Source organism: Microcoleus sp. A2-C3, from assembly GCF_036706065.1.
In the GTDB taxonomy this organism is placed as follows: domain Bacteria; phylum Cyanobacteriota; class Cyanobacteriia; order Cyanobacteriales; family Microcoleaceae; genus Microcoleus.
In genome coordinates this window covers 20733-40554 of sequence record NZ_JAUBVX010000023.1, presented here as the reverse complement: position 1 = coordinate 40554, position 19822 = coordinate 20733, and the positions used below count along the sequence as shown (strand labels likewise).

Genomic DNA, 19822 nt, shown 5'->3' with positions numbered 1-19822 from the left:
TGGTAATTGCTGCGTTAAAACCTTTAATATTCAATCTAAAATGGTCTAACTTCCTGGGCGCAAATAATCTAAAAGTCGTAGCGTAGCGGGGCGTAAGCCATCGCCCGAATCGGCCCGAATCAAAGCAACCACAACATCCGGCAAACTTCCCAAACTCGGATAAACCAAATAACGCGGTTCCCAGCGCGGCCCAAACTTATCTTTAAAACTGTGCAATCCCTTAAAATTATAAAACTTGCTCAAGTGATCCGAAAGATAAATTAAAACCTTTTCCAACCGCCCGGATTTACCCTCTTCTCCGACTCCCGCCAAAGCCGACAAACCCAAATCAAATTCTGCATAGCCCAACTCTTGACAGTGTTGCAACATCGAAGCAAACAAACACTCCATCGTCCCATTTTCTACCTCAGTGCGACGGCGCATCAAATCAACTCCAACCACTTCATTTACCGCAGATATCATATTAGCAAAAGCACTAATTTTACCGTCGGGAGTGTGAATCGCTACGACGCGAGTTTCCCGCAAATATGCCTCATAAAACCAACCCACAGAAAACTGTTTTTCCGCGCCCTGAACCATTTGCAGCCACTCGTCGCTAACAGCTTTCATTTGCCGCATCAATTCCAAACTTAAAGGAGGTTCGTAAAATTCGACACGATAGCCTGCTTTTGTCAGTCGGTTGATCGCAGTTCTTAAGTTTTGATTTGCCTTGCCTTTGAGACTAAAGTTTTTGAGGTTTACAATCGCTTCTTCGCCAATTTGTACTACTCGAAAACCGAGAGTAGAATACATTTCTAAATCGTCGGGCAAAGTTTGATAAAATGCTGGATACCAATCGTTGCGATAGCAAAACTCTTGAAACCCCAGAATTGCCTCTTTGCGGTCTTCTGCAGGCCCGATCGGGTCTCCGAGGGCGATCGCGCCTCTACCTTTGGGCACGTAGGCGATCGTACTTTTACCCGAAGGACTAAAATAATAAGATTTATCCTCAAGTAACGCCAGTCTCGCTAGGGTTGTCCGCCCGTATTCTGCTACAACTTCTTGAGCTTTATTCCGTTCCGAAATACTTGCCGAATTTCGCAGCAGCACCGGCCGCAGCAGCATCAAAAGTGCGTAACCAAGCGTTACTGCACCTACAGCATAAATCGAATCTGCGAAAAAATTAGCAAACCGAGTTTTCGGAACCAAACCCGCATTGTCCGCCGTAAAAAACATGGCAAAAGTCTGGAATATAGCATCGTCCCAATCAAAATTAACTGCTCGTTCGTTAACTTCAAAACGCCCATCTAAAATGTAAAAACCAGCCGTACCGTAAGCGAGGGTAAACAACAAAGCGCCTACCAAAACTCGGAGTCCTTGAGCAATTGAAGGGCGATCTGATTGAGCAGTAAATGTCTGCCGCATCACCAACAATTGAAACAGTAAAACGCCAGAAAGCAAACTTTCTTCAAGATCTAATCCCTTGACTAAATGAACTACAATAGAAACAATTAATAATCCCACAGTCAGCAACCAAGCAATCCGCTTTCGTCGCAACAAATTAGTTGCCAGAGTTAGCAGCATAAATCCGATAACTGCTGCAAAGAAATGCCCGCCCGCCCTCACCGGAAAAGGAAAAAATGGTTCTAGCCAATTTCGGCGATCGGGTAAACTGGGAGTTACAGCAGACAGCAGGTTAATAAATCCTACCAATCCGGTTAAAAATGATGCAGTCCAGAGTCCAATCCTAGTTTTTTGGGGTAACACAGTTCACCTGTTTAATTTTTCTGTGCGGCCAGTGATATCTTAAACTGTTTTCCAACATAACTCAATGAATCGGCTAAATGCTTGTGCCAATAATTCCAACCGACATCGGGGCCGACAATCCCGTGACCGCCAGGAAATTTGTTAAACTCGTTGGCAATACCCAAACTGTTTAATTGTTCGTGAAACTGTTGCGTAGAAGTCAGAAATTCCTTGTCTCCTTCCCCCGCATCCAAATAAGCCCGCAGTCGCTGTCTATCTTTTGTAGAGAGTTTCGGAACTAAATATTTAGGACTGTTAGCTTTGCCACTTTGATCGGTAAAATAACCGCTGTGGCTGAACAGAATATTAAAATTATTCAAGTAGCGCAAACCGATATTAAAAGCTCCCCAACCCCCCGAAGATTGTCCTCCCATTGCCCAGAATTTGGGGTCTTCCAGCGTTCTGTAGCGCGATTTTACGATTTGAACCAACTCGGAGCCGATCGCACTTCCGACCTGACCATTGGGCCCATCAAAATACTGCGGGTCCCACAAAGGGCTCGTCCCCCGCTTGTCGTTCCCGTCAGGAGTAATGACAATTGACGGCGACAATCTTTTGCTTTTATATAAATCGTGGAGCACGGAAGTAACAGCAGCTTTGTCTTGATAAGCGCGCGCGTCTCCGTGCCCGCCGTGTAGCAAAAAAATCACTGGATAGCGCTGTTTGGGATTTTTTGCGTACCCTGGTGGTAAAATTAAGCCGTAGGTGCGCTCGGAATTCATAGCTGCACTTTTATATGTTTTGAGTTCAAATTTTATGTCGGCATCGGCGATGATTTTTGGAGGGTCTAATTGAGGTGCTCCGGCGATAAAAACGTACCAGTATCCAGTCGCACCTAATAGGAGGATTGTACCCGCACCGATACCTAAAACTTTGCTCAGCCACTTAGGCATAATGTTTGTTAGTTGACTGTTGACTGTTGACTGTTATGTGTTATTTGTTATTTGTTATTTGTTGTTTGTTAGTTAAATATAAAATCATTAATCCCCGATGCCCGATGCCCGATGCCCGATGCCCCATTCCCAAACAAAATGACTTATAAAAATCCCGCTCCTACAGTTGATATTATCATCGAATTGGTCGATCGCCCGCACCGACCGATCGTACTCATAGAACGTCGGCATCTTCCCTACGGCTGGGCGATTCCCGGCGGCTTTGTCGATTACGGGGAATCGGTAGAAACGGCGGCCAAACGCGAAGCTTTAGAAGAAACGAGTTTGAATGTAGAATTAATTGAGCAATTTTACGTTTATTCTGACCCAAATCGCGACGCGCGCCAACATACTATCAGTATTGTATTCTTGGCTGCGGCAACGGGCGAACCCCAAGCTGCTGATGATGCTAAAAATTTACAAGTTTTTGAATCTTGGCAGATTCCAGGTGAATTGTGTTTCGATCACGATCGCATTTTACGCGATTATTGGCGTTACCGTCATTATGGATTGCGCCCGCGTTTGTAGGAGAAGGAAGAAGGAAGAAGGAAGAGGGAAGAAGGAAGAGGGAAGAAGGAAGAGGGAAGATTATTATGTAAATTTTTAACCGCAGAATAACGCCGATTAACGCGGATGAATGCTAAATTATGTATAGTTGATCTGCGTGCACCTGCGTTTTCGTTGATCTAAATAAGTAAATCTACCAAGTTAAACGTAAAATACGGCTCGCGAAAAAGCTTACTGGGTATTTCTTCTTCCTTCTTCTTTCTTCCTTCTTCCTTATCAATAAATTTTATGGTAAATTTGACAATATTAGGCGGAGGTGCATGGGGTTTGGCACTGGCAAATCTGGGAGGCAAAAAGGGCGATCGGGTAAATTTGTGGTCGCGCCGCAGTTCTTTTAGTCTAGAATCGGTTATAACTGGCACGGATGTTGTAATTTCGGCAGTTTCGATGAAGGGAGTTGGGGAAACAGTCGATCGCCTGCTTGCCTTAAACCTAACTCCCAGTACAATTATAGTTACTGTCACCAAAGGTTTAGACCCCGCGACGACACGCACTCCATCTCAAATCTGGCAAAATGCCTTTCCTCACAATTCAATAGTCGTACTTTCTGGCCCCAATCTTTCCGAGGAAATTCAGCAAGGATTACCGGCTGCGACGGTAGCGGCGAGTTTAGATTTAGCCGCAGCCAAGCAAGTACAAACCATTTATAGTTCCGATATTTTTCGAGTTTATGTCAATCAAGATCCCCTGGGGACTGAGTTGGGTGGGACTTTGAAGAACGTTTTTGCGATCGCCGCTGGTGTTTGCGATGGTTTACAATTAGGAACTAATGCTAAATCTGCTTTGCTGACTCGCGCTTTGCCGGAAATGATTCGGGTAGGAGTTCGTTTGGGAGCTCGCGCCGAAACTTTTTATGGTTTGTCTGGTTTGGGAGATTTACTCGCGACTTGCAATAGTTCTTTGTCGCGCAATTATCGAGTTGGTTTCGGATTGGCGAAAGGCAAGTCTTTGGAGCAAATTTTGCAGGAATTACAGAGCACTGCTGAAGGAGTTAATACTACTAATGTGTTGATTGATTTGGCGAATCGGCGCGAGATTGAAGTCCCTGTTTCCCGTCAAGTTTATCGTTTGCTGAATGGTGATATTACTCCCGAACAAGCTGTTTTATCGCTGATGGAACGTGCTTTGAAACCTGAGATTTAAATTTGTAGGATACAGAAAACAGACGGCGGTTGAAACCGCGTCTACACAGACGAAACCCACCTCCGTGGGTTGAAGATAAGAAAACAGACGGCGGTTGAAACCGCGTCTACACAGACGAAACCCATCTCCGTGGGTTGAAGATAAGAAAACAGACGGCGGTTGAAACCGCGTCTACACAGACGAAACCCATCTCCGTGGGTTGAAGATAAGAAAACAGACGGCGGTTGAAACCGCGTCTACACAGACGAAACCCACCTCCGTGGGTTGAAGATAAGAAAAGAGACGGCGGTTGAAACCGCGTCTACACAGACGAAACCCACCTCCGTGGGTTGAAGATAAGAAAAGATATGAGATATTCTTTATTTTGCGCCGTAATAAAAGGCGATTTCTTTGTCTTTTAGCGGTGCAAAGTCGGCAGCAATTAGCATTGGATCTAGTTCTGCTTGAGGCAGGTGTTTGACGCCAATTCGGACAATGCGCGATCGCATGGTATTTGACACACCACTGCGCTGTCTCCCGGCTTCTAATCCCATTACTTGCTCGTACAGGTCTAATTTTGCTTTCGGAATCGGAGTGCCGTCAAAGTCGATTCCAGATGCGATCGCAACATCGATCGCATCTGCACCGGTTGTAGATGCAGGCGCTGAGTTTGTTTCTGAAGACATTGTGCTGTGCTGTCAAAGTTTGCTTTAGGAGCATTTTATCAGTATGGTGTCTAGTTTGCACCACTTCTTCCCCGTAGAATGCTTAAAATACCATACATAGAGTAAAAGTATTATTAATATTACTTATATTTTATATAATAAATCGTTATGCTTGCACTATTGCAACTAATTACCAAAAAAGCTCTACAATGATAGGAAAATTATTGCCATAAATTGTCAAATAGTTGTGGTTAAGTAGGAGAGCGATTAATGAAGGTCAAGTCAAAAGTTATAGCAAGCGCGAGCGTGGGATTATTACTGCTAGCTGGTTTGACAGCGAATGCAGTTGGAATCGGGCCGCTTGGGAACGCCCAAACAACACCAAAAGGCGATCGAAATTTAAGAACACAAGCTGCTATAACTCGCATTAGAATCGTATTTGCTAACCGCAGAGATGCTACAGATTTGCAAAATAAAGCCAATCAAGTAGCGCAAATACTATCCAAAGAAATCGGAATGCCCGTAGAAGCAGTCATCGGCGACGAAACCGCCGCTGTAGAAGCTTTGAGGGCCGACAGGGCAGATGTAGCATTTGTAGCAGGGCGCGCGGCATTAAAAGCAGAACAATTGGCCAAAGCGCAGATGTATTTAGCAGAAGTTCGCAGCGATTATTCCGGCGGAAATACCTACGATTCCGTGTTTGTAGTGCGCCAAGACAGTCCCCTGCGCCCGAAAGGTTCGGCAAAGCAAACTCTCGAACAATTGAAAGGCAAAAAAATGGCTTTCACTTCTAGAACTTCCGGTTCTGGATTCATTTTTCCAATCTCAGAATTGGTAGGTCAAGGATTAGTTTCAGGGCCGGATAGATTGGAAACTTTCTTCGGAAATGTCACCTATGGCGACGGTTACAGCAGCGCTTTGCAAGCTGTTTTAAGAGGTCAAGCAGATGTCGGAGTTGTCTCTGAATACGCTTTGCTACCGCCTTGGATTACAGCGGAAGAAGGCAAGAAATTGCGAGTTTTGCAACAAGTTCCCGGAGTTCCCGCCCACGGAATTGTGATTGATGATCGCATTCCTGCACCAATGCGCGAAAAACTGATCAATGCTTTCATGAAAATGAATGAACCTGCAAACAATCAATTGTTCCGCAGTTTGTACAATTCCCAGAAATTGGTAAAAGTCGATCATACGCGCCATTTAGCAACCTTGCGCCAAGCTTTGCAGCGCGCTAAATTAGAGCCTTAATTTTATTAGGTCTATTGTTGACTGTTGACTGTTGACTGTTGACTGATCACCTCATTACCTCATTACCTCGCTCTGCCTGGGAATGGAGATAATGAGGCTCTGCCTCTGTACAAAATTTGCCTTCAAATCGCAATTTAGTTATCGCTAATTTATCAATAAATATCGATCATGACTATCGAATGTTGTAATTTAGAAACAGCTTATTCCAAATCACTAAATCGCCCCATTCTCAACGGCATTGATTGCAAAATCAAACAGGGCGAATTTGTGGCGCTACTGGGTTTGAACGGTGCGGGAAAATCCACCCTATTGCGATCCTTCGTCGGCTTAGTCCCTGTTAAAACCGGAGAGATTCGGATTAATGATATTGTGATGAATACGCGCACGATCGCCCAAATTCGTCGGGATATTGGCTTAATTTTTCAAGGCGGCGGGTTGGTAAAACCGTCATCGGCGATCGACAATGTGCTATGTGGTTGCTTGGGAGGATTGAATACTTGGGAGACTTTGTGGGGTTTTCCGAAGCAAAAGCGCGATCGAGCTTTTGACCTACTAGCAGACTTCGGACTCCAAGACCTAGCATACCAAAAAACCGGACTACTCAGCGGCGGACAACAGCAAAAAGTCGCCATCGCCCGCGCCTTAATCCAATCACCGCAGATTTTACTCGCCGACGAGCCCACCACCGGATTAGACGTAATCGCCGCCCAGCAAGTAATGGAAATCCTCGCCCAACTGCACCGAGAACAAGGCATGACCATAGTTGTAGTATTGCACGATTTGGGAATGGCCAGCACCTATCCCGAAAGGGCGATCGTCCTAGATGCCGGTCAAATAGTCTATGATGGCAAATGCCACAACCTCTCCGACAAATTCAGCAAATTAACCAATCCCAAAATACCAGCCTAAACCCCTCTCTTCTCAACTCTTCCTCTGTGCCCTCTGCGCCCTCTGCGGTTAAAAAAAAATCTTAAAATAAATGCCAATGACCGAAAAAAACTCAAGTAACTTATCAAAAACCTATAGTTGGATCAAAAATCTCGGTATCATCGCAGGTTTAATTGTACTTTACGGTTGGGCGCTGCGGGGACTAGAAATTGATGCCACAACTTTGGTAAGTAGCTGGCCTTACATGACTGATTTTCTTTCGCGCTTGTGGCCGCCGAATCTAGAAATTATTGATGTAGCAATTAAGGCTTTAATCGAAACAGTTCAGATGTCGCTATGGGGAACCACAATCGGGGCGATTCTTTCCATACCAATTGCTATTTGCAGCTCCCATAATATAGCAGCAAAGTGGTTGCAATGGTTAGCTAATTTATTGCAAAATGCGGTGCGATCAGTTCCTTCAATTGTGCTGGGGTTGCTGTTTGTATCGGCGACTGGTTTGGGTGCGCCGGCTGGTACTTTGGCCCTGGGAATTTATACTATAGGTTATCTTGCTAAATTTTATCAGGAGGCGATCGAGTCTGTGGAAGCGCGATCGATCGAATCGTTGCAAGTTGCTGGTGCATCTTGGCTGCAAGTAGCGCAATACGGCATTTTTCCGCAGGTGTTGCCGCTAGCGTTGGGTTACACGCTGTGGATGTTTGAGTATAATATTCGGGCGGCTTCGGTGTTGGGAGTGGTGGGCGCTGGGGGAATTGGCTTTGAATTGGTGAATTACATCCGCTCTTTTGAGTACAATAAAGCTACTACAATGATGTTAGTTTTGTTAGTTGTAGTTACGGTAATAGATATTATTAGCAGCAATTGGCGGCAGCGGTTGGAAACGAAGTAAGCATGGATTGAGAAAAAAATGTAGAATCTACGCTTAATATCGCATCCGGTAGATTGCCATATCTAAAATTGGTTCGTAGTGCGGAGTTTAGTCCGTTCCCGGATTGCGGACTAAACTCCGCACTACGAACGAACCGTTTTTATTATCGTAATCGATCGCACAATCTATAAATTATTTAACATAATACAAAAATAAGGACACAGCATTGCTGTGTCCTTATTTTATTGGGACAAAGCATTGCTTTGTCCCCACACATACCCTCGATATCCAGATCGGAATTCTTGCCCTTTAGAACAAGACCAATTCAGAATTACCAGAAACTCCCAAATCGACATTGACAGTAGCAAACAAACTGTTGCCACCAACCGTAGAACCGTTGCTATCGTAGTACAGCTTAGTAGTATTAGCCACACTATCGAAGAGAGCAATAATCGACGGTGCAGTCAACGATGACTCGATCGCACTTACAGTAGCAACAGTGCTGCTGTACAGGTAGAAATTCGCAGCCAAAGGCCCCGATCCCAACCCGGCAAAAGCAATCTTGTCAATGTTCATGACATCATCAACAATGCTGTAATCGGTAATGATATCCCCGCCACCAGCAGTAGTTCCGGTGAACACAAACACATCAGCACCAAGCCCGCCGCTGAGAACATTCGTTCCCAAACCGCCGATTAAAGTATCATTCCCGTCACCGCCGTTGATAGTATCGTTACCCACGCCGCCGAAGATGCTGTCATTACCAGCGCCGCCGGAGATGCTGTCATTACCAGCGCCACCGTTGAAAATATCGGAACCAGATCCACCATTCAAGATATCGGAGAACTCTGTGCCGGTAACGTTATTCGCGGTTGAATTGCCGGTAAACAAGACAGGAGTGGTAAAGTTGTAACCGCCCACACCTGAACCAAAGTCGTAAACTCCGGTTGTCGGGAAAGTACCCGGATTAGCAGTTAAATCAACAATGCTACCTGAGTTGGTAGAAGTACCAGTTGGAGAATTTGCGATCGAACCAGTAAACAAGAAGTCTGCTGTGCCCAAAGTCCCCGCAGCCGTACCCAGATTCGCAACAGTTGTGAAACCGCCTGCTGCTGTACCATTCGAGTCAAACACCAACACCGTTTCGCTCGACGTATTCGTAAATACGAAGAAACCAGGAGTTGTAGAACCGCCCACAGCCTTAGCTTGAGCCGCTTCCACCGTCGAATAATTTCCGCCCGTGAAAATCACCAACTGTTTACCAGTAATATCAGGAGCTGAACCGCTCACACTGGCAAAATTAGTAGTAGTGAAATTGCCGAAAGCATTCGCAGTAAACTGCAATTTGTCAACCCCAAAAGCAAAGTCAGTAATCGTATCACCGCCTTCGCCGGGAGCGTTGTAAGCAAAGATATCTGCACCAGAACCACCAGTCAGAATATCCGCACCGCCACCACCAGTCAGGATGTCAGCAAATTCAGTACCAGTGACGTTATTAGCAGCCGCATCTCCGGTAAATAAGACAGGTGTGCTGAAGTTGTAACCGCCAGCACCAGAACCCAAATTAATGCTTCCAGTCGGATAGGTATTTCCAGCAGCAGTTAAATCAACAATGCTACCTGAATTGGTAGAAGTACCAGTCGGAGCAGAACCAGTCGCACCAGTAAACAAGAAGTCTGCTGTGCCCAAAGTCCCCGCAGCCGTACCCAGATTCGCAACAGTTGTGAAACCGCCTGCTGCTGTACCATTCGAGTCAAACACCAACACCGTTTCGCTCGCAGTATTCGTAAATACGAAGAAACCAGGAGTTGTAGAAGCGCCCACAGCCTTAGCTTGAGCCGCTTCCACCGTCGAATAATTTCCGTCAGTGAAAATCACTAACTGTTTACCAGTAATATCAGGAGCTGAACCGCTCACACTGGCAAAATTAGTGGTAGTGAAATTGCCGAAAGCATTCGCAGTAAACTGCAATTTGTCAACCCCAAAAGCAAAGTCAGTAATCGTATCACCGCCTTCACCTGGAGCGTTGTAAGCAAAGATATCTGCACCAGAACCACCAGTCAGAATATCCGCACCGCCACCACCAGTCAGGATGTCAGCAAATTCAGTACCAGTGACGTTATTAGCAGCCGCATCTCCGGTAAATAAGACAGGTGTGCTGAAGTTGTAACCGCCAGCACCAGAACCCAAATTAATGCTTCCAGTCGGATAGGTATTTCCAGCAGCAGTTAAATCAACAATGCTACCTGAATTGGTAGAAGTACCAGTCGGAGCAGAACCAGTCGCACCAGTAAACAAGAAGTCTGCTGTGCCCAAAGTCCCCGCCGCCGTACCCAGATTCGCAACAATTGTCGAACCACCTGGAAGCGTACCATTCGAGTCAAACACCAACACCGTTTCGTTCGCAGCATTGTTATATGCGAAGAAACCAGGAGTTGTTGAACTGCCCAAAGCCTTAGCTTGCGCGGCTTCGAGACTGGCATAGGTTCCGCCAGTGAAAATTACTAACTCTTTGCCGGTAATGTCAGGAGTTGAACCGCTAACACCGTCAAAGTTAGTAGTAGTCAAATTGCCGAATTCGCTCGATACAAACTGGAATTTATCTGTTCCAGATTTGAAGTCGGTAATTTTATCGTCGCCTTCTTTAGTTGTCGTGTAAACAAAGAGATTGGCGCCAGTGCCACCACTCAAAACATCAGCACCGAGACCGCCGGTGATGGTATCGCTGCCGTCACCGCCCTTGATGGTATCGTTAAAGTTGCTGCCGACAATGTTGTCATCGCCTGCTTTAGCATCAAAATTAACTCCGACGGGATAAGTACCGAAGTTAAAAGTATCCGGGCCGTCAGTACCGACAGGAACATTTAGCGATGGGCCACTGAAGACAAAGTTCTTGATTTGCAGGCTAATTTTGATCGAGAAACTAGCGATAACTTCAAAGCGCACTCCAACAGCAAATACGAGCACGGAACGGCCAGTATCAGCATCTGTAAACTGACAGAAAGTAGGCGCATCGCTGTTGCCACCCAAAGCAGCAAACCGCGCTTGTAAAGTGGCGATGCTGGTAACGGTGATATCAGCGCTGAAGTCGAGTAAGTTAGCACTGCCGATCGCCCCAACAGCAGAAGTAGCAGTAATCGCCACTCGAGTCAAGCTGGCAACGCTGAGATTACCAAAAGCTGCCGCCGACAAATCTAAAACATCGTCATCGACATTAAAGTCAGTAATTAAGTCAGCTTCTGCAACTGTTTTAATCTTTTCGCGGGAAGTGCGATAAATAAAGCGATCCTTCCCAGCACCCCCAATTAGAGTATTGGTTCCTTCGCCGCCGTCGATCTCACTATCGCCATCGCCGCCTTTAATTTTGTCATTGCCAATACCGCCGATGAGTTTGTTTTTGCCTTTACCACCTTCGATATCGTCATCGTCATCGCCGCCGTCGATATCATTCTCGCCATCACCGCCTTTAATTTTGTCCTTGCCTTTGCCTCCTTTAATTTTGTTTGTCTTGTTACCGCCTTTAATGTCATCGTCACCGTCGCCGCCTTTGATGTCGTTATCCAGCGTCACCGAACCGACAATAACTTGAGGAGCTGTACTGCCAGTAAAATCAAAGGTAGTTTGCTCGACTTTCAAGTTAAAACGCTGACCGGTGATAATCTTTGTGCCTTGGCTAAATTCAAAACCAAAACTAATGTCAGCCTTACCCGTAAAACCAGATACTGCTTGGAAAGTTAACAAACCGGCGTTAATGTCTGCTTGAGTGAAGGTAACACCGATTGCTGTTACCGCTACTCCCTTAAAGAATAGTTGCCCGGTTTTAGCATCAGGCAGTTCCGTTAGCTTGAAGACAGTGCCACTAGGGCCTGCCGGGCCATCGACAACCTTCAACAAGTCAGAAGTAATAGTAGTTTGGCTGCCACCGGAACCGACAGTCAGGGGATTAGCTACCACTGACAGAGGGGTTGGAGTTGGAGTTGTAATTGGAGCTGAAACTACAGGTAGAGCTGGAGTTGGAGTTGTAGTTGGAGCGGTAACTCCCAAAAAGTCGCCAGCTTTGATAATCGTGGCGTTGATATTCAACAATATCGTCAGCACAAAGTTATTGCTGCCTCGAATTTCGGTATTGAGGCCGACTTGTACAAAGGACAAGCTGCTAAAATTCAAGTCGCCAGACAACAGAAACTTGTCACTACCTGCTGTGTAGTCAGTGATGACTGAACTACCGGGAGCGGTCATGTTACTCATGACAAAAACGTCATTTCCAGCACCGCCGGTACAGGTATGGTTGCCAGTACCGCCAACGATCGTATCGTTGCCAGCATTACCCATCAGCGTATCGTTGCCAGATCCGCCACCGACAACGCTGTCGTCGCCCTCGCCGCCGTCTGCCATGTCATTACCGTCGCCAGTAACGAGGGTATCGTTGCCGACACCGCCCATCAAGGTGTCGTCGCCGTCGCCAGCGACAACGGTGTCGTCGCCGTCGCCACCATCACAAACGTCATTGCCGGCACCGCCCATCAAGGTGTCGTTGCCGGTGTCGCCCATCACGCTGTCGTCGCCTTCGCCGCCATCGCAAGCGTCATTGCCGGCACCGCCCATCAAGGTGTCGTTGCCGGTGTCGCCCATCACGCTGTCGTCGCCGTCGTCGCCGTCGCAAACGTCGCTGCCGGCACCGCCCATCACGGTGTCGTTATCTTTGCCGCCGTTAACGGTGTCGTTGCCTTCGCCGCCACTAACGTTGTCTTCGCCCCGATCGCCCCTGACGATATCGTTGCCTTCGCCGCCTTCGCACTTGTCGTTGCCTTTGCCGCCGTAGACGGTATCAGTGCCGCTGCCACCGTCAACGTCATCATTGCCCTCGTTGCCGTGCACCCAGTCATTGCCGTCATCGCCTTTGCAGGTATCGTTGCCACTGCCGCCAGAAAGAGTGTCGTTGTCTTTGCCGCCGTAGATGGTATCGTTGCCTTCGCCACCGTTAACGGTGTCGTCGCCGCGATCGCCTTTTATTTCGTCATCGCCATCGCCGCCCGCGCAATCGTCGTCGTCTTTGCCTCCATAGAGTTTATTTTTGCCACTCTTTCCTTTGAGTTTGTCTTTGCCTTTTTTGCCGTAGAGCGACTGGTTAGCGCCGGTGGCGACAATTATGTCATCATCATCCGTGCCTTCGATCGTCTTGCCATCAGTGTCGCTGTCATCTTTTTTGTCATTTTTGCCGCCCACACCTTCTTCGGGTACGCTGCTCAATTCAGCAATTTTGCTATCATCAGTAACTTTGGGGGATGCGTCGTTAGGCGGATTCGGAACTTGGCCGTTAGTGCTGCCCCTGTTTTGGCCGATCGCATCATCAACTAACTTGGCTAACTCGCTATTGGAATCGAGCGCGCTGGAGTTGCGAAAATCTGCTAGTCGAGCGAGTTCGCTGGCAGAAAACACGAGTTTTGGCTGCTCATCATCCACGGGCGGTACAAACAAACTGGTTGCTTTTAGGTCAGAAATTTGTGTTTCATCTCGATCGGGAAAAAGTGTTCCCGATACATTGATTTCTTCTTTCATCTTTGATATTTCCAAAAAAGGGCTGAGTTTCTTAGAGTCAGTTTATCAGCAAGGATGAGGCAGTAGAAGCAGAAAATTTTAATTTCATACTTTCGCCTGCTATAGCTGATTTCCCACGTTTCTACTTGTAGATGCTATTTAAACTGCAAGGGGTTATTTCCATCAGTTGCGAGTTTTCTCTTCTGCAATGGTGCACCAAAAATAATTGATCCGCCACATACACCGTAATTGCTGCGCGGAAACGCAGATCACTTTTGATGTTCTCCGTAATTTCTACAGTAACCTGCACCGAAGTGCGCCGAATTGTAGATTTTCTACGTAATTTCTACAGTGAATTAGCAGAATTTAAACTCGCAACTCACAACTCCCACATAACTACCCAAAACCTTTATTATCAAAATTTTACCCTTGCTTTTCCTGCGATCGAGCCTGGTTGCATTAACTTTTCGTAACACTCCCAGCTCTGGCAAATCCTTCCCTGACTTAGGATTTGCATCTCTTTTGCCACTGACTAAACGCTCCTAATTTTAGTTCCCGATGATTAATAAAAAATTTAGATATTTGGCCCAGACAAATATTTGTTTTAATTTTCTGTCGTACAAGTTGATCTCGATTCGAGCCAGCCTCGCGAACCGATAAAATATTATATAGCCTTTCAAGCTCTCATATCAGGTACGCTTCCAGCATAGGGCATAGGGCATAGGGCATGGGGCATAGGGCATGGGGCATACCTCACTTTTTTGAGAACCGCTATGTTCACAATTAAAATACAAATTACGCCAAAAAATATCTATTTTAAGACAGGTTGTAAACATCCGACAACACAGTAAAAAACACGGAATTTATACCATTTTATATTTGGAATTTGAGACTTGAGATAATAAATTTGAGATTTGAGATTTGACATGAGTAATAACCGATTTTGTATAGTCTTGAAGCTTGCCTACAGTTCCATTACGTTTTAAAACTGGCATTATTTTGGGTTAAAGTTACAAGATCGATCGGCATTTTGATCGCGAATGACCCCTGGCGGGCATCACAAAGCCGGTTTATTTGTAGGTTTATAGTTGCCTTTCCCAATATTTCTACGATAAAGAGGCTGGATGAGGCTGAACCGTCTAGATGATCAAAATGCTGGTTGCTGGAGAGTCTGGGAATATTTGATAGCAGTTGTATTCTGAAAACTTCTTGGATACTTGACTTGATTTTTCCTGCTTAACTTTAACTAGATTAAGACAGTTAAATTAAAAATATCTATAACATAGAAGCGGTAAATTAGCAATAATCGATGAGGAATCCTCGATGGTCGCTCTATCGATTAGCGATCGCCACTCAGGGCTGATGGATGAGGGGAAGGGCTTATGGATGAGGACTCGCCGGCTGACCAATTAATTAATTGACACAAAATCAAGATTTTAGATGGGGGGGTTGATGGTAGAGGATAAGCGGTTAAGACACAGCGACAGATCGCCACCGCCAAAAAAATACTCAAATTTACCTCTGATATTGCCCTGAAAGTGGTGGGCGATAGCTGAAGTAATTTTAATAAGAACTAGAGATCCGCCTGGTAAAGTGCCTCCAATTTAACTTTACTGAGCAATGACAAACTCAAGTTCCCGACGAAGGTAAAGGGGTCTGCGGTAGAGGTGCAAAATGTTCAAAATAGAAAGATTGGAGAAAATTCGGCTTTCACCGAGCCATAGGGCAATCAAAACTAATAAACTGTTATTAAAGTACAACTTTTATAGCCTCAAAGTGTTTGAAGAAATATATTTGAACCCAGCGATCGCCCGATCGGGGGAAGCGCATTCAGAAACTTTGATTGAAAGAGTAAAAATCAGTTTGCCGATCGCGATTGCTAGCTGCAAAAACGCAGGCATATTCAAAATTGAGGCGGGAGGGCGCTAAATCAGTGAGCCAGGAATTTCAACTCTCAGTCACCCCAGTTGGCGACGACGAATATCTAGTGCGGACAGAAAAGGTTGCACCCGGTGTACCCTTAGCAGAACAACAAGTCCGCTGGCCGATCGACCAATGGCTGGCACTTTCTGCTCAACTGATGAATGACCCGATGGTGGGCGTATTCCAAGGAGTCGGTGCCGGTCGCGGACTTGGGCGATCCACAAAAAACTCAGCGCCGAATTTAGTAGCCCTGGGGCAACAATTATATAGCGGGCTGTTTCAAGGAAACTTGCGCGATAGCTGGACTTGCGCTCAAGGCATCGCCCAGCACCGCCGAGAAGTGCTGCAACTGCGCCTCGGACTCAAAGGCAGGCACTTACCGCGGCTGCCGTGGGAAGTTCTGCACGCGGACGATCGCCCTTTGGCAACCGGCACCGATGTCGTATTTTCCCGCTACCAACCAGGTACAAGTTTGTTCAAACAAACCCGGATGGTACCTAGCAGCGGCCCACTAAAAATTTTAGTGGCGATCGCCTCTCCGAGCGATCAAGACAGCTTGCAGCTCAAACGAGAAGTGCTCCACCTGCAACAAGAACTGCAAAACCGCAGCGCTAATCCCCTCAAAAACAGCCCCCATTCCCCGGAAATTCAACTGACTATTCTCGAACAGCCCGATCGAGAACAGCTTACCCAAGCCCTAGAACAAGGACACTACCAAGTCTTGCACTACGCAGGCCACAGCAACTTAGGTTCTAGGGGCGGCGAACTCTACCTAGTCAGCAGTCGCACCGGGTTAACCGAAACCTTGAGTGGCGACGACTTAGCCGGATTGCTCGTCAACAACGGCATTCAGATGGCCGTGTTCAATTCCTGCCGCGGGGCCTACGGCGACCCCTCAGACATCGGGGACGACAGCCCGGAACGCAATTTAACCGCAGCTTTAGTCAAGCGGGGCATTCCAGCAGTGCTAGCAATGGCAGAAAGCATTCCCGACGATGTAGCCCTAACTCTGACGCGACTGTTTTACCGCAACCTGAATCAAGGCTATCCAGTCGATCTCAGCCTGAGTCGGGCCAGGGCGGGACTAATTTCTGCCTACGGTTCTCATCAGTTATACTGGGCTTTGCCGATTCTTTACCAGCACCCGGACTTTGACGGCTATCTGACCGGCGCGCCATCCGGATCTGCGGTGCAAAATTTAATCTTACCGGGAACGCCGACGGCGGGAGCAGGTACAGAATGGAAGGCGCCATCTGCGCTCTCGACGATCGCCCCATACCCGCCAATCGCAGCCAATCAACCGCAGGAGTCAGATACTGATGATGGCGAAGTCTGGGAATATTTTCCCGACCAATTAACAGATCGCAAGGATTGGGTTCACCAGAACGATCGATCTTCTGCTGCTAATTCACCGAACTCTATTCCTAATCCTGAGTCTGCGGCGATCAAAGCAACTCGCGCCACTGCACCGACTCAGAAATCTTTAAAACAATGGGGATTGCAAAAAGGTCTGGTAGTGATGCTTTGCTTGTTGCCCGTTGCTTTGAGTGCTGGCTTGTTTGGGTGGCGGCACTGGAATCAACGAGGCACGAAACCGGAAGAGTTACTGCCGGCGGTACGGACTCCCCTATCGCAAAATTACTTGCAAGAACGCCACTAAAACCGATCGCCATCCTGAGTTTGAACCTGCTTGCTGGGGATCGAAATTAACTGCGGTGATCTTTGGTAATTCGCGATCGGCTGCTGCTCGATCGCATCTGGGACTTACCATCATTTCGACCAAAACTCGCTGCCGGGAATGGCTGCTAATTTGTGTTGCATCAAATATTTAAGCTGTACTGCATTTAATTCGGTCTTTTTCCATTCGCCTGTGGAAATAACGTCAAATTCTCTGGCTTTGGGCCCTGTGAGGACGATTTTCCCGATCGCTCCATCGCAGTCTACTGAGAAAGTGGCGAAGGGTGAAGAGTGGCGCAGCAATTTCGCGCGATCGAAACAAATCGCTCTACAGTATTTAAATTGTCTATTTTAATTCCCTATTCCTTGTTATTGTCGCCCATCCCCTTCTCCCCCTCGAACATCACAGACATTTTTTTGGTACAGCTAATTCCTCTGGTGGTGGCTGCGCGATGTTTCTGCCGCCGCGCCGATTAAGTCTGGTTTTAGCTCAAACCCGTTCAACGAACAGGTGAAATTTCCTTGATTTTTTACCGGATTGTTTTCCCCGGACTGCGTTCTGTGCAAGTTATAGCAGATGTTGAAGGAAGAAGGAAGAAGGCAGAAGGCAGAAGGCAGAAGGCAGAAGGCAGAAGGCAAAAGGCAAAAGGCAGAAGGCAGAAGGCAGAAGGCTATAACGGCTGCGCGAGCGGGTAAAAAGAAGTCAGAAGTCAGAAGTCAGAAGCAATCGACTCCATCGAGAAAGGGCCATTAAGAATGTCCTAACCCTGATGGGTGGATGCTATATATAGCCTTTCTCAGAAAGATGAGGTACGCGAACGGCTATGGGCTATGGGCTATGTGGATAGGGCTATGGGCTATGGGCATACCTCACTTTTTTGAGAAAGGCTATATATGCCGAAACCTTAATAAAAGATTGCTCTTGGGTATTTGGTGTTTTGAAGGGATTAGCCGCCCGAAAAACAGGGTTTACAAGTAGCTGGCAGTGGCATCGAGAACAAGTGCTGGCTCGCCTTGTTGAGGTAAAATTTAATCCCGCACCAGTAATTGCTGGCGGCAGATTTGCCTGTGCAGCGCTCTAGGTATTTTCATTCATGGCTGTCTTGCTTTTTACCTTGACCGCAGACAGGATCGGGGATTGGTGAATGTTGGGAACAGACTTTACAGTAAAAAAGTAAAGCATTTAATTTGCGACAATAATTCTCCGCGCGATCGCGCTGTGAGGCTGACGCAAGCATCACCAGCGAGCAGCAAATAGATCGCCCTTCGAGCATCCTTACTTGCACCCCCGGTCTTGAAGTCGCAGAAATTTATCCAGAATCTTAATATTCAGAATAATTAGTATTGACAGTGAAACAAAGTTCATCTAATGTGTTGTAATTGATATAAGTAAATTCCAATAAGCGAGGTACGGTCAATGGCAGAAACAGCTACAGCACCCTTAACAGGAAAAGGTCTGCTTCAAAAAATCAAAGGCAGCGATTTGCCGCGCAGAGAACTTGCAAAGCTTTGCGGCTACTTCACAGTCAGCAAGAGTGGAGAAACGCGGATTAATCTGGCTGAGTTTTACGATGCAGTGTTAGCTGCTAAGGGCATTGAGCTAGAGAAGTCCAAAGCAGACGGACGCGGACGAGAAGCGAGTTATCGCGCTAGCGTTCACAAGAATGGCTCGATCGTGATCGGGGCAAATTATACCCAAGAAATGGGATTAAAGCCTGGTGACGAGTTTGAAATTAAACTCGGATACAAGCACATTCGCTTGATTCAGATCGATGCGGACAGACCGGATGTGGTAGTGGAAGAAGAGGAGGATACAGAAGAATAGAGGCGATCGCGATGCAGTTGGCCGATAGCAAGGCTACTGGATTTGGCATTCGCTACATGAGTATTTGCGTGCTACCCTTCGATTTAACTGATGAGCTGTCTTGACTATTTCTATTTTCTCTTGTCCCGCAAAGACTACAGTGCCTCTGAACTGCAAAAAAAGGGGCAAGAGAAAGGTTTTGGCAATGAGGAAATATTGGAGGCGATCGCGCAAATTCAAGACCGGGGCTATCAGTCTGACACTCGCTTGGTGGCAAACTCGATCGCCTCTGCTACAGGCAAATATGGGAAGTCGGCAATCAAGCGTAAGTGCCTGCAAAAAGGAATTGCCAGCGATTTGTTCGAGCAAGTCTGGGAAGAAGAAATTGCCGAAAATCTGGACTCGGAAGCCGCAAAACTCGCCGAATTAAAAGCCAAAGTGATGCGGAAATACAAGATCGATACTTGGGGTAAAGTAGATCCGAAAACCAAGGGCAAAGTCTTGAATTACCTGCAATACAGGGGCTTTAATGGCTTTGAAATGTGGCGGCAGTGGCAAACAGAAGAAAATGATGAGTAAATTTTATGACCTCACCAATTTGCGCGGTTCCTAGATAGGCAAGCACAACTGGGAGCTTCTCAGTTTTGAATTTACAGGGAGTGCGAGCGCGATGCTAGCTATACGTATATATATAGCGATCGTCCCGCTCGCACTCCTAGAAAAGATTTTTTACTCTCCGAAAGAGATCCTCCCACACAACTGTACTGCTGTCCTGGGGGCTAAATTGTGAGTTCTGAGTTTTTGG

The 19822-nt window shown here is 46.7% G+C and carries 19 protein-coding genes; 13 read left to right on the top strand and 6 right to left on the bottom strand.

The window, feature by feature from the left end; translation table 11 throughout:
• Positions 1 to 45: 45 nt before the first annotated feature.
• Entirely contained in the window at positions 46 to 1746 is a 1701-nt protein-coding gene (locus tag QUB66_RS14545; protein ID WP_332968350.1) for a phosphatidylglycerol lysyltransferase domain-containing protein, read from the bottom strand.
• A gap of 11 nt (positions 1747 to 1757) precedes the next feature.
• Positions 1758 to 2678 carry an alpha/beta hydrolase gene (locus QUB66_RS14540; RefSeq protein WP_265237841.1) on the bottom strand — a complete coding sequence of 307 codons (921 nt, stop codon included), beginning with the start codon at positions 2676 to 2678 and terminating at the stop codon, positions 1758 to 1760.
• Between the two features lie 138 nt (positions 2679 to 2816).
• Between QUB66_RS14540 and QUB66_RS14535 the strand changes: the two genes are divergently transcribed.
• Both QUB66_RS14535 and QUB66_RS14530 read left to right on the top strand, forming a co-directional pair.
• Complete coding sequence (locus tag QUB66_RS14535) at positions 2817 to 3245, top strand: NUDIX hydrolase (RefSeq protein WP_332968352.1); 429 nt, start codon at positions 2817 to 2819, stop codon at positions 3243 to 3245.
• Between the two features lie 267 nt (positions 3246 to 3512).
• Positions 3513 to 4427, top strand: coding sequence for an NAD(P)H-dependent glycerol-3-phosphate dehydrogenase (locus QUB66_RS14530; RefSeq protein WP_265237845.1), 915 nt, complete (start codon positions 3513 to 3515; stop codon positions 4425 to 4427).
• A gap of 359 nt (positions 4428 to 4786) precedes the next feature.
• Here QUB66_RS14530 and QUB66_RS14525 read toward each other — a convergent pair whose 3' ends face one another.
• Positions 4787 to 5092, bottom strand: coding sequence for a small RNA NsiR4-regulated ssr1528 family protein (locus tag QUB66_RS14525; protein ID WP_332968353.1), 306 nt, complete (start codon positions 5090 to 5092; stop codon positions 4787 to 4789).
• Positions 5093 to 5341: 249 nt separating this feature from the next.
• Here QUB66_RS14525 and QUB66_RS14520 point away from each other — a divergent pair, with 249 nt between their 5' ends.
• The 3 genes from QUB66_RS14520 to phnE all read left to right on the top strand — a co-directional run bounded on the left by QUB66_RS14520 (position 5342) and on the right by phnE (position 8096).
• Positions 5342 to 6316 (top strand): phosphate/phosphite/phosphonate ABC transporter substrate-binding protein, encoded by a 975-nt coding sequence (locus tag QUB66_RS14520; RefSeq protein WP_332968354.1) that lies wholly within the window; start codon positions 5342 to 5344, stop codon positions 6314 to 6316.
• Between the two features lie 168 nt (positions 6317 to 6484).
• The gene (locus QUB66_RS14515; RefSeq protein WP_332968356.1) at positions 6485 to 7225 is read left to right on the top strand and encodes a phosphonate ABC transporter ATP-binding protein; all 741 of its coding nucleotides are present in this window, start codon (positions 6485 to 6487) and stop codon (positions 7223 to 7225) included.
• 76 nt (positions 7226 to 7301) lie between these two features.
• Positions 7302 to 8096: a phosphonate ABC transporter, permease protein PhnE gene (gene phnE, locus QUB66_RS14510; RefSeq protein WP_332968358.1), complete on the top strand. Its 795-nt coding sequence runs from the start codon at positions 7302 to 7304 to the stop codon at positions 8094 to 8096.
• Between the two features lie 288 nt (positions 8097 to 8384).
• On the opposite strand, the gene QUB66_RS14505 is transcribed toward phnE, so the two are convergent.
• Entirely contained in the window at positions 8385 to 13634 is a 5250-nt protein-coding gene (locus QUB66_RS14505) for a cadherin-like domain-containing protein (protein ID WP_332971246.1), read from the bottom strand.
• Between the two features lie 257 nt (positions 13635 to 13891).
• Here QUB66_RS14505 and QUB66_RS14500 point away from each other — a divergent pair, with 257 nt between their 5' ends.
• The 3 genes from QUB66_RS14500 to QUB66_RS14490 all read left to right on the top strand — a co-directional run bounded on the left by QUB66_RS14500 (position 13892) and on the right by QUB66_RS14490 (position 17196).
• The gene (locus tag QUB66_RS14500) at positions 13892 to 14086 is read left to right on the top strand and encodes a hypothetical protein (RefSeq protein ID WP_332968361.1); all 195 of its coding nucleotides are present in this window, start codon (positions 13892 to 13894) and stop codon (positions 14084 to 14086) included.
• A gap of 1201 nt (positions 14087 to 15287) precedes the next feature.
• Positions 15288 to 15542, top strand: a complete 255-nt coding sequence (locus QUB66_RS14495; RefSeq protein ID WP_265237856.1) for a hypothetical protein — start codon at positions 15288 to 15290, stop codon at positions 15540 to 15542.
• Between the two features lie 4 nt (positions 15543 to 15546).
• Complete coding sequence (locus QUB66_RS14490) at positions 15547 to 17196, top strand: CHAT domain-containing protein (RefSeq protein ID WP_332968363.1); 1650 nt, start codon at positions 15547 to 15549, stop codon at positions 17194 to 17196.
• Here QUB66_RS14490 and QUB66_RS14485 read toward each other — a convergent pair.
• On the bottom strand, positions 17164 to 17310 hold the full coding sequence (locus tag QUB66_RS14485) for a hypothetical protein (protein WP_265237859.1): 147 nt from the start codon (positions 17308 to 17310) through the stop codon (positions 17164 to 17166). The genes QUB66_RS14490 and QUB66_RS14485 overlap by 33 nt on opposite strands.
• On the bottom strand, positions 17307 to 17516 hold the full coding sequence (locus QUB66_RS14480) for a hypothetical protein (RefSeq protein WP_332968365.1): 210 nt from the start codon (positions 17514 to 17516) through the stop codon (positions 17307 to 17309). The genes QUB66_RS14485 and QUB66_RS14480 overlap by 4 nt, the downstream gene beginning before the upstream one ends.
• Here QUB66_RS14480 and QUB66_RS14475 point away from each other — a divergent pair.
• The 5 genes from QUB66_RS14475 to QUB66_RS14455 all read left to right on the top strand — a co-directional run bounded on the left by QUB66_RS14475 (position 17505) and on the right by QUB66_RS14455 (position 19596).
• Positions 17505 to 17690, top strand: coding sequence for a hypothetical protein (locus QUB66_RS14475; protein WP_332968368.1), 186 nt, complete (start codon positions 17505 to 17507; stop codon positions 17688 to 17690). The two genes, QUB66_RS14480 and QUB66_RS14475, sit on opposite strands and share 12 nt — an antisense overlap.
• 45 nt (positions 17691 to 17735) lie before the next feature.
• A complete protein-coding gene (locus tag QUB66_RS14470; RefSeq protein WP_332968370.1) occupies positions 17736 to 17909 on the top strand; it encodes a hypothetical protein in 174 nt (57 codons plus the stop codon).
• A gap of 182 nt (positions 17910 to 18091) precedes the next feature.
• A complete protein-coding gene (locus QUB66_RS14465) occupies positions 18092 to 18295 on the top strand; it encodes a hypothetical protein (RefSeq protein ID WP_332968372.1) in 204 nt (67 codons plus the stop codon).
• Between the two features lie 335 nt (positions 18296 to 18630).
• Complete coding sequence (locus QUB66_RS14460; protein WP_106149805.1) at positions 18631 to 19038, top strand: AbrB family transcriptional regulator; 408 nt, start codon at positions 18631 to 18633, stop codon at positions 19036 to 19038.
• Positions 19039 to 19128: 90 nt separating this feature from the next.
• Complete coding sequence (locus tag QUB66_RS14455) at positions 19129 to 19596, top strand: regulatory protein RecX (protein ID WP_332968373.1); 468 nt, start codon at positions 19129 to 19131, stop codon at positions 19594 to 19596.
• Positions 19597 to 19822 lie beyond the last annotated feature (226 nt).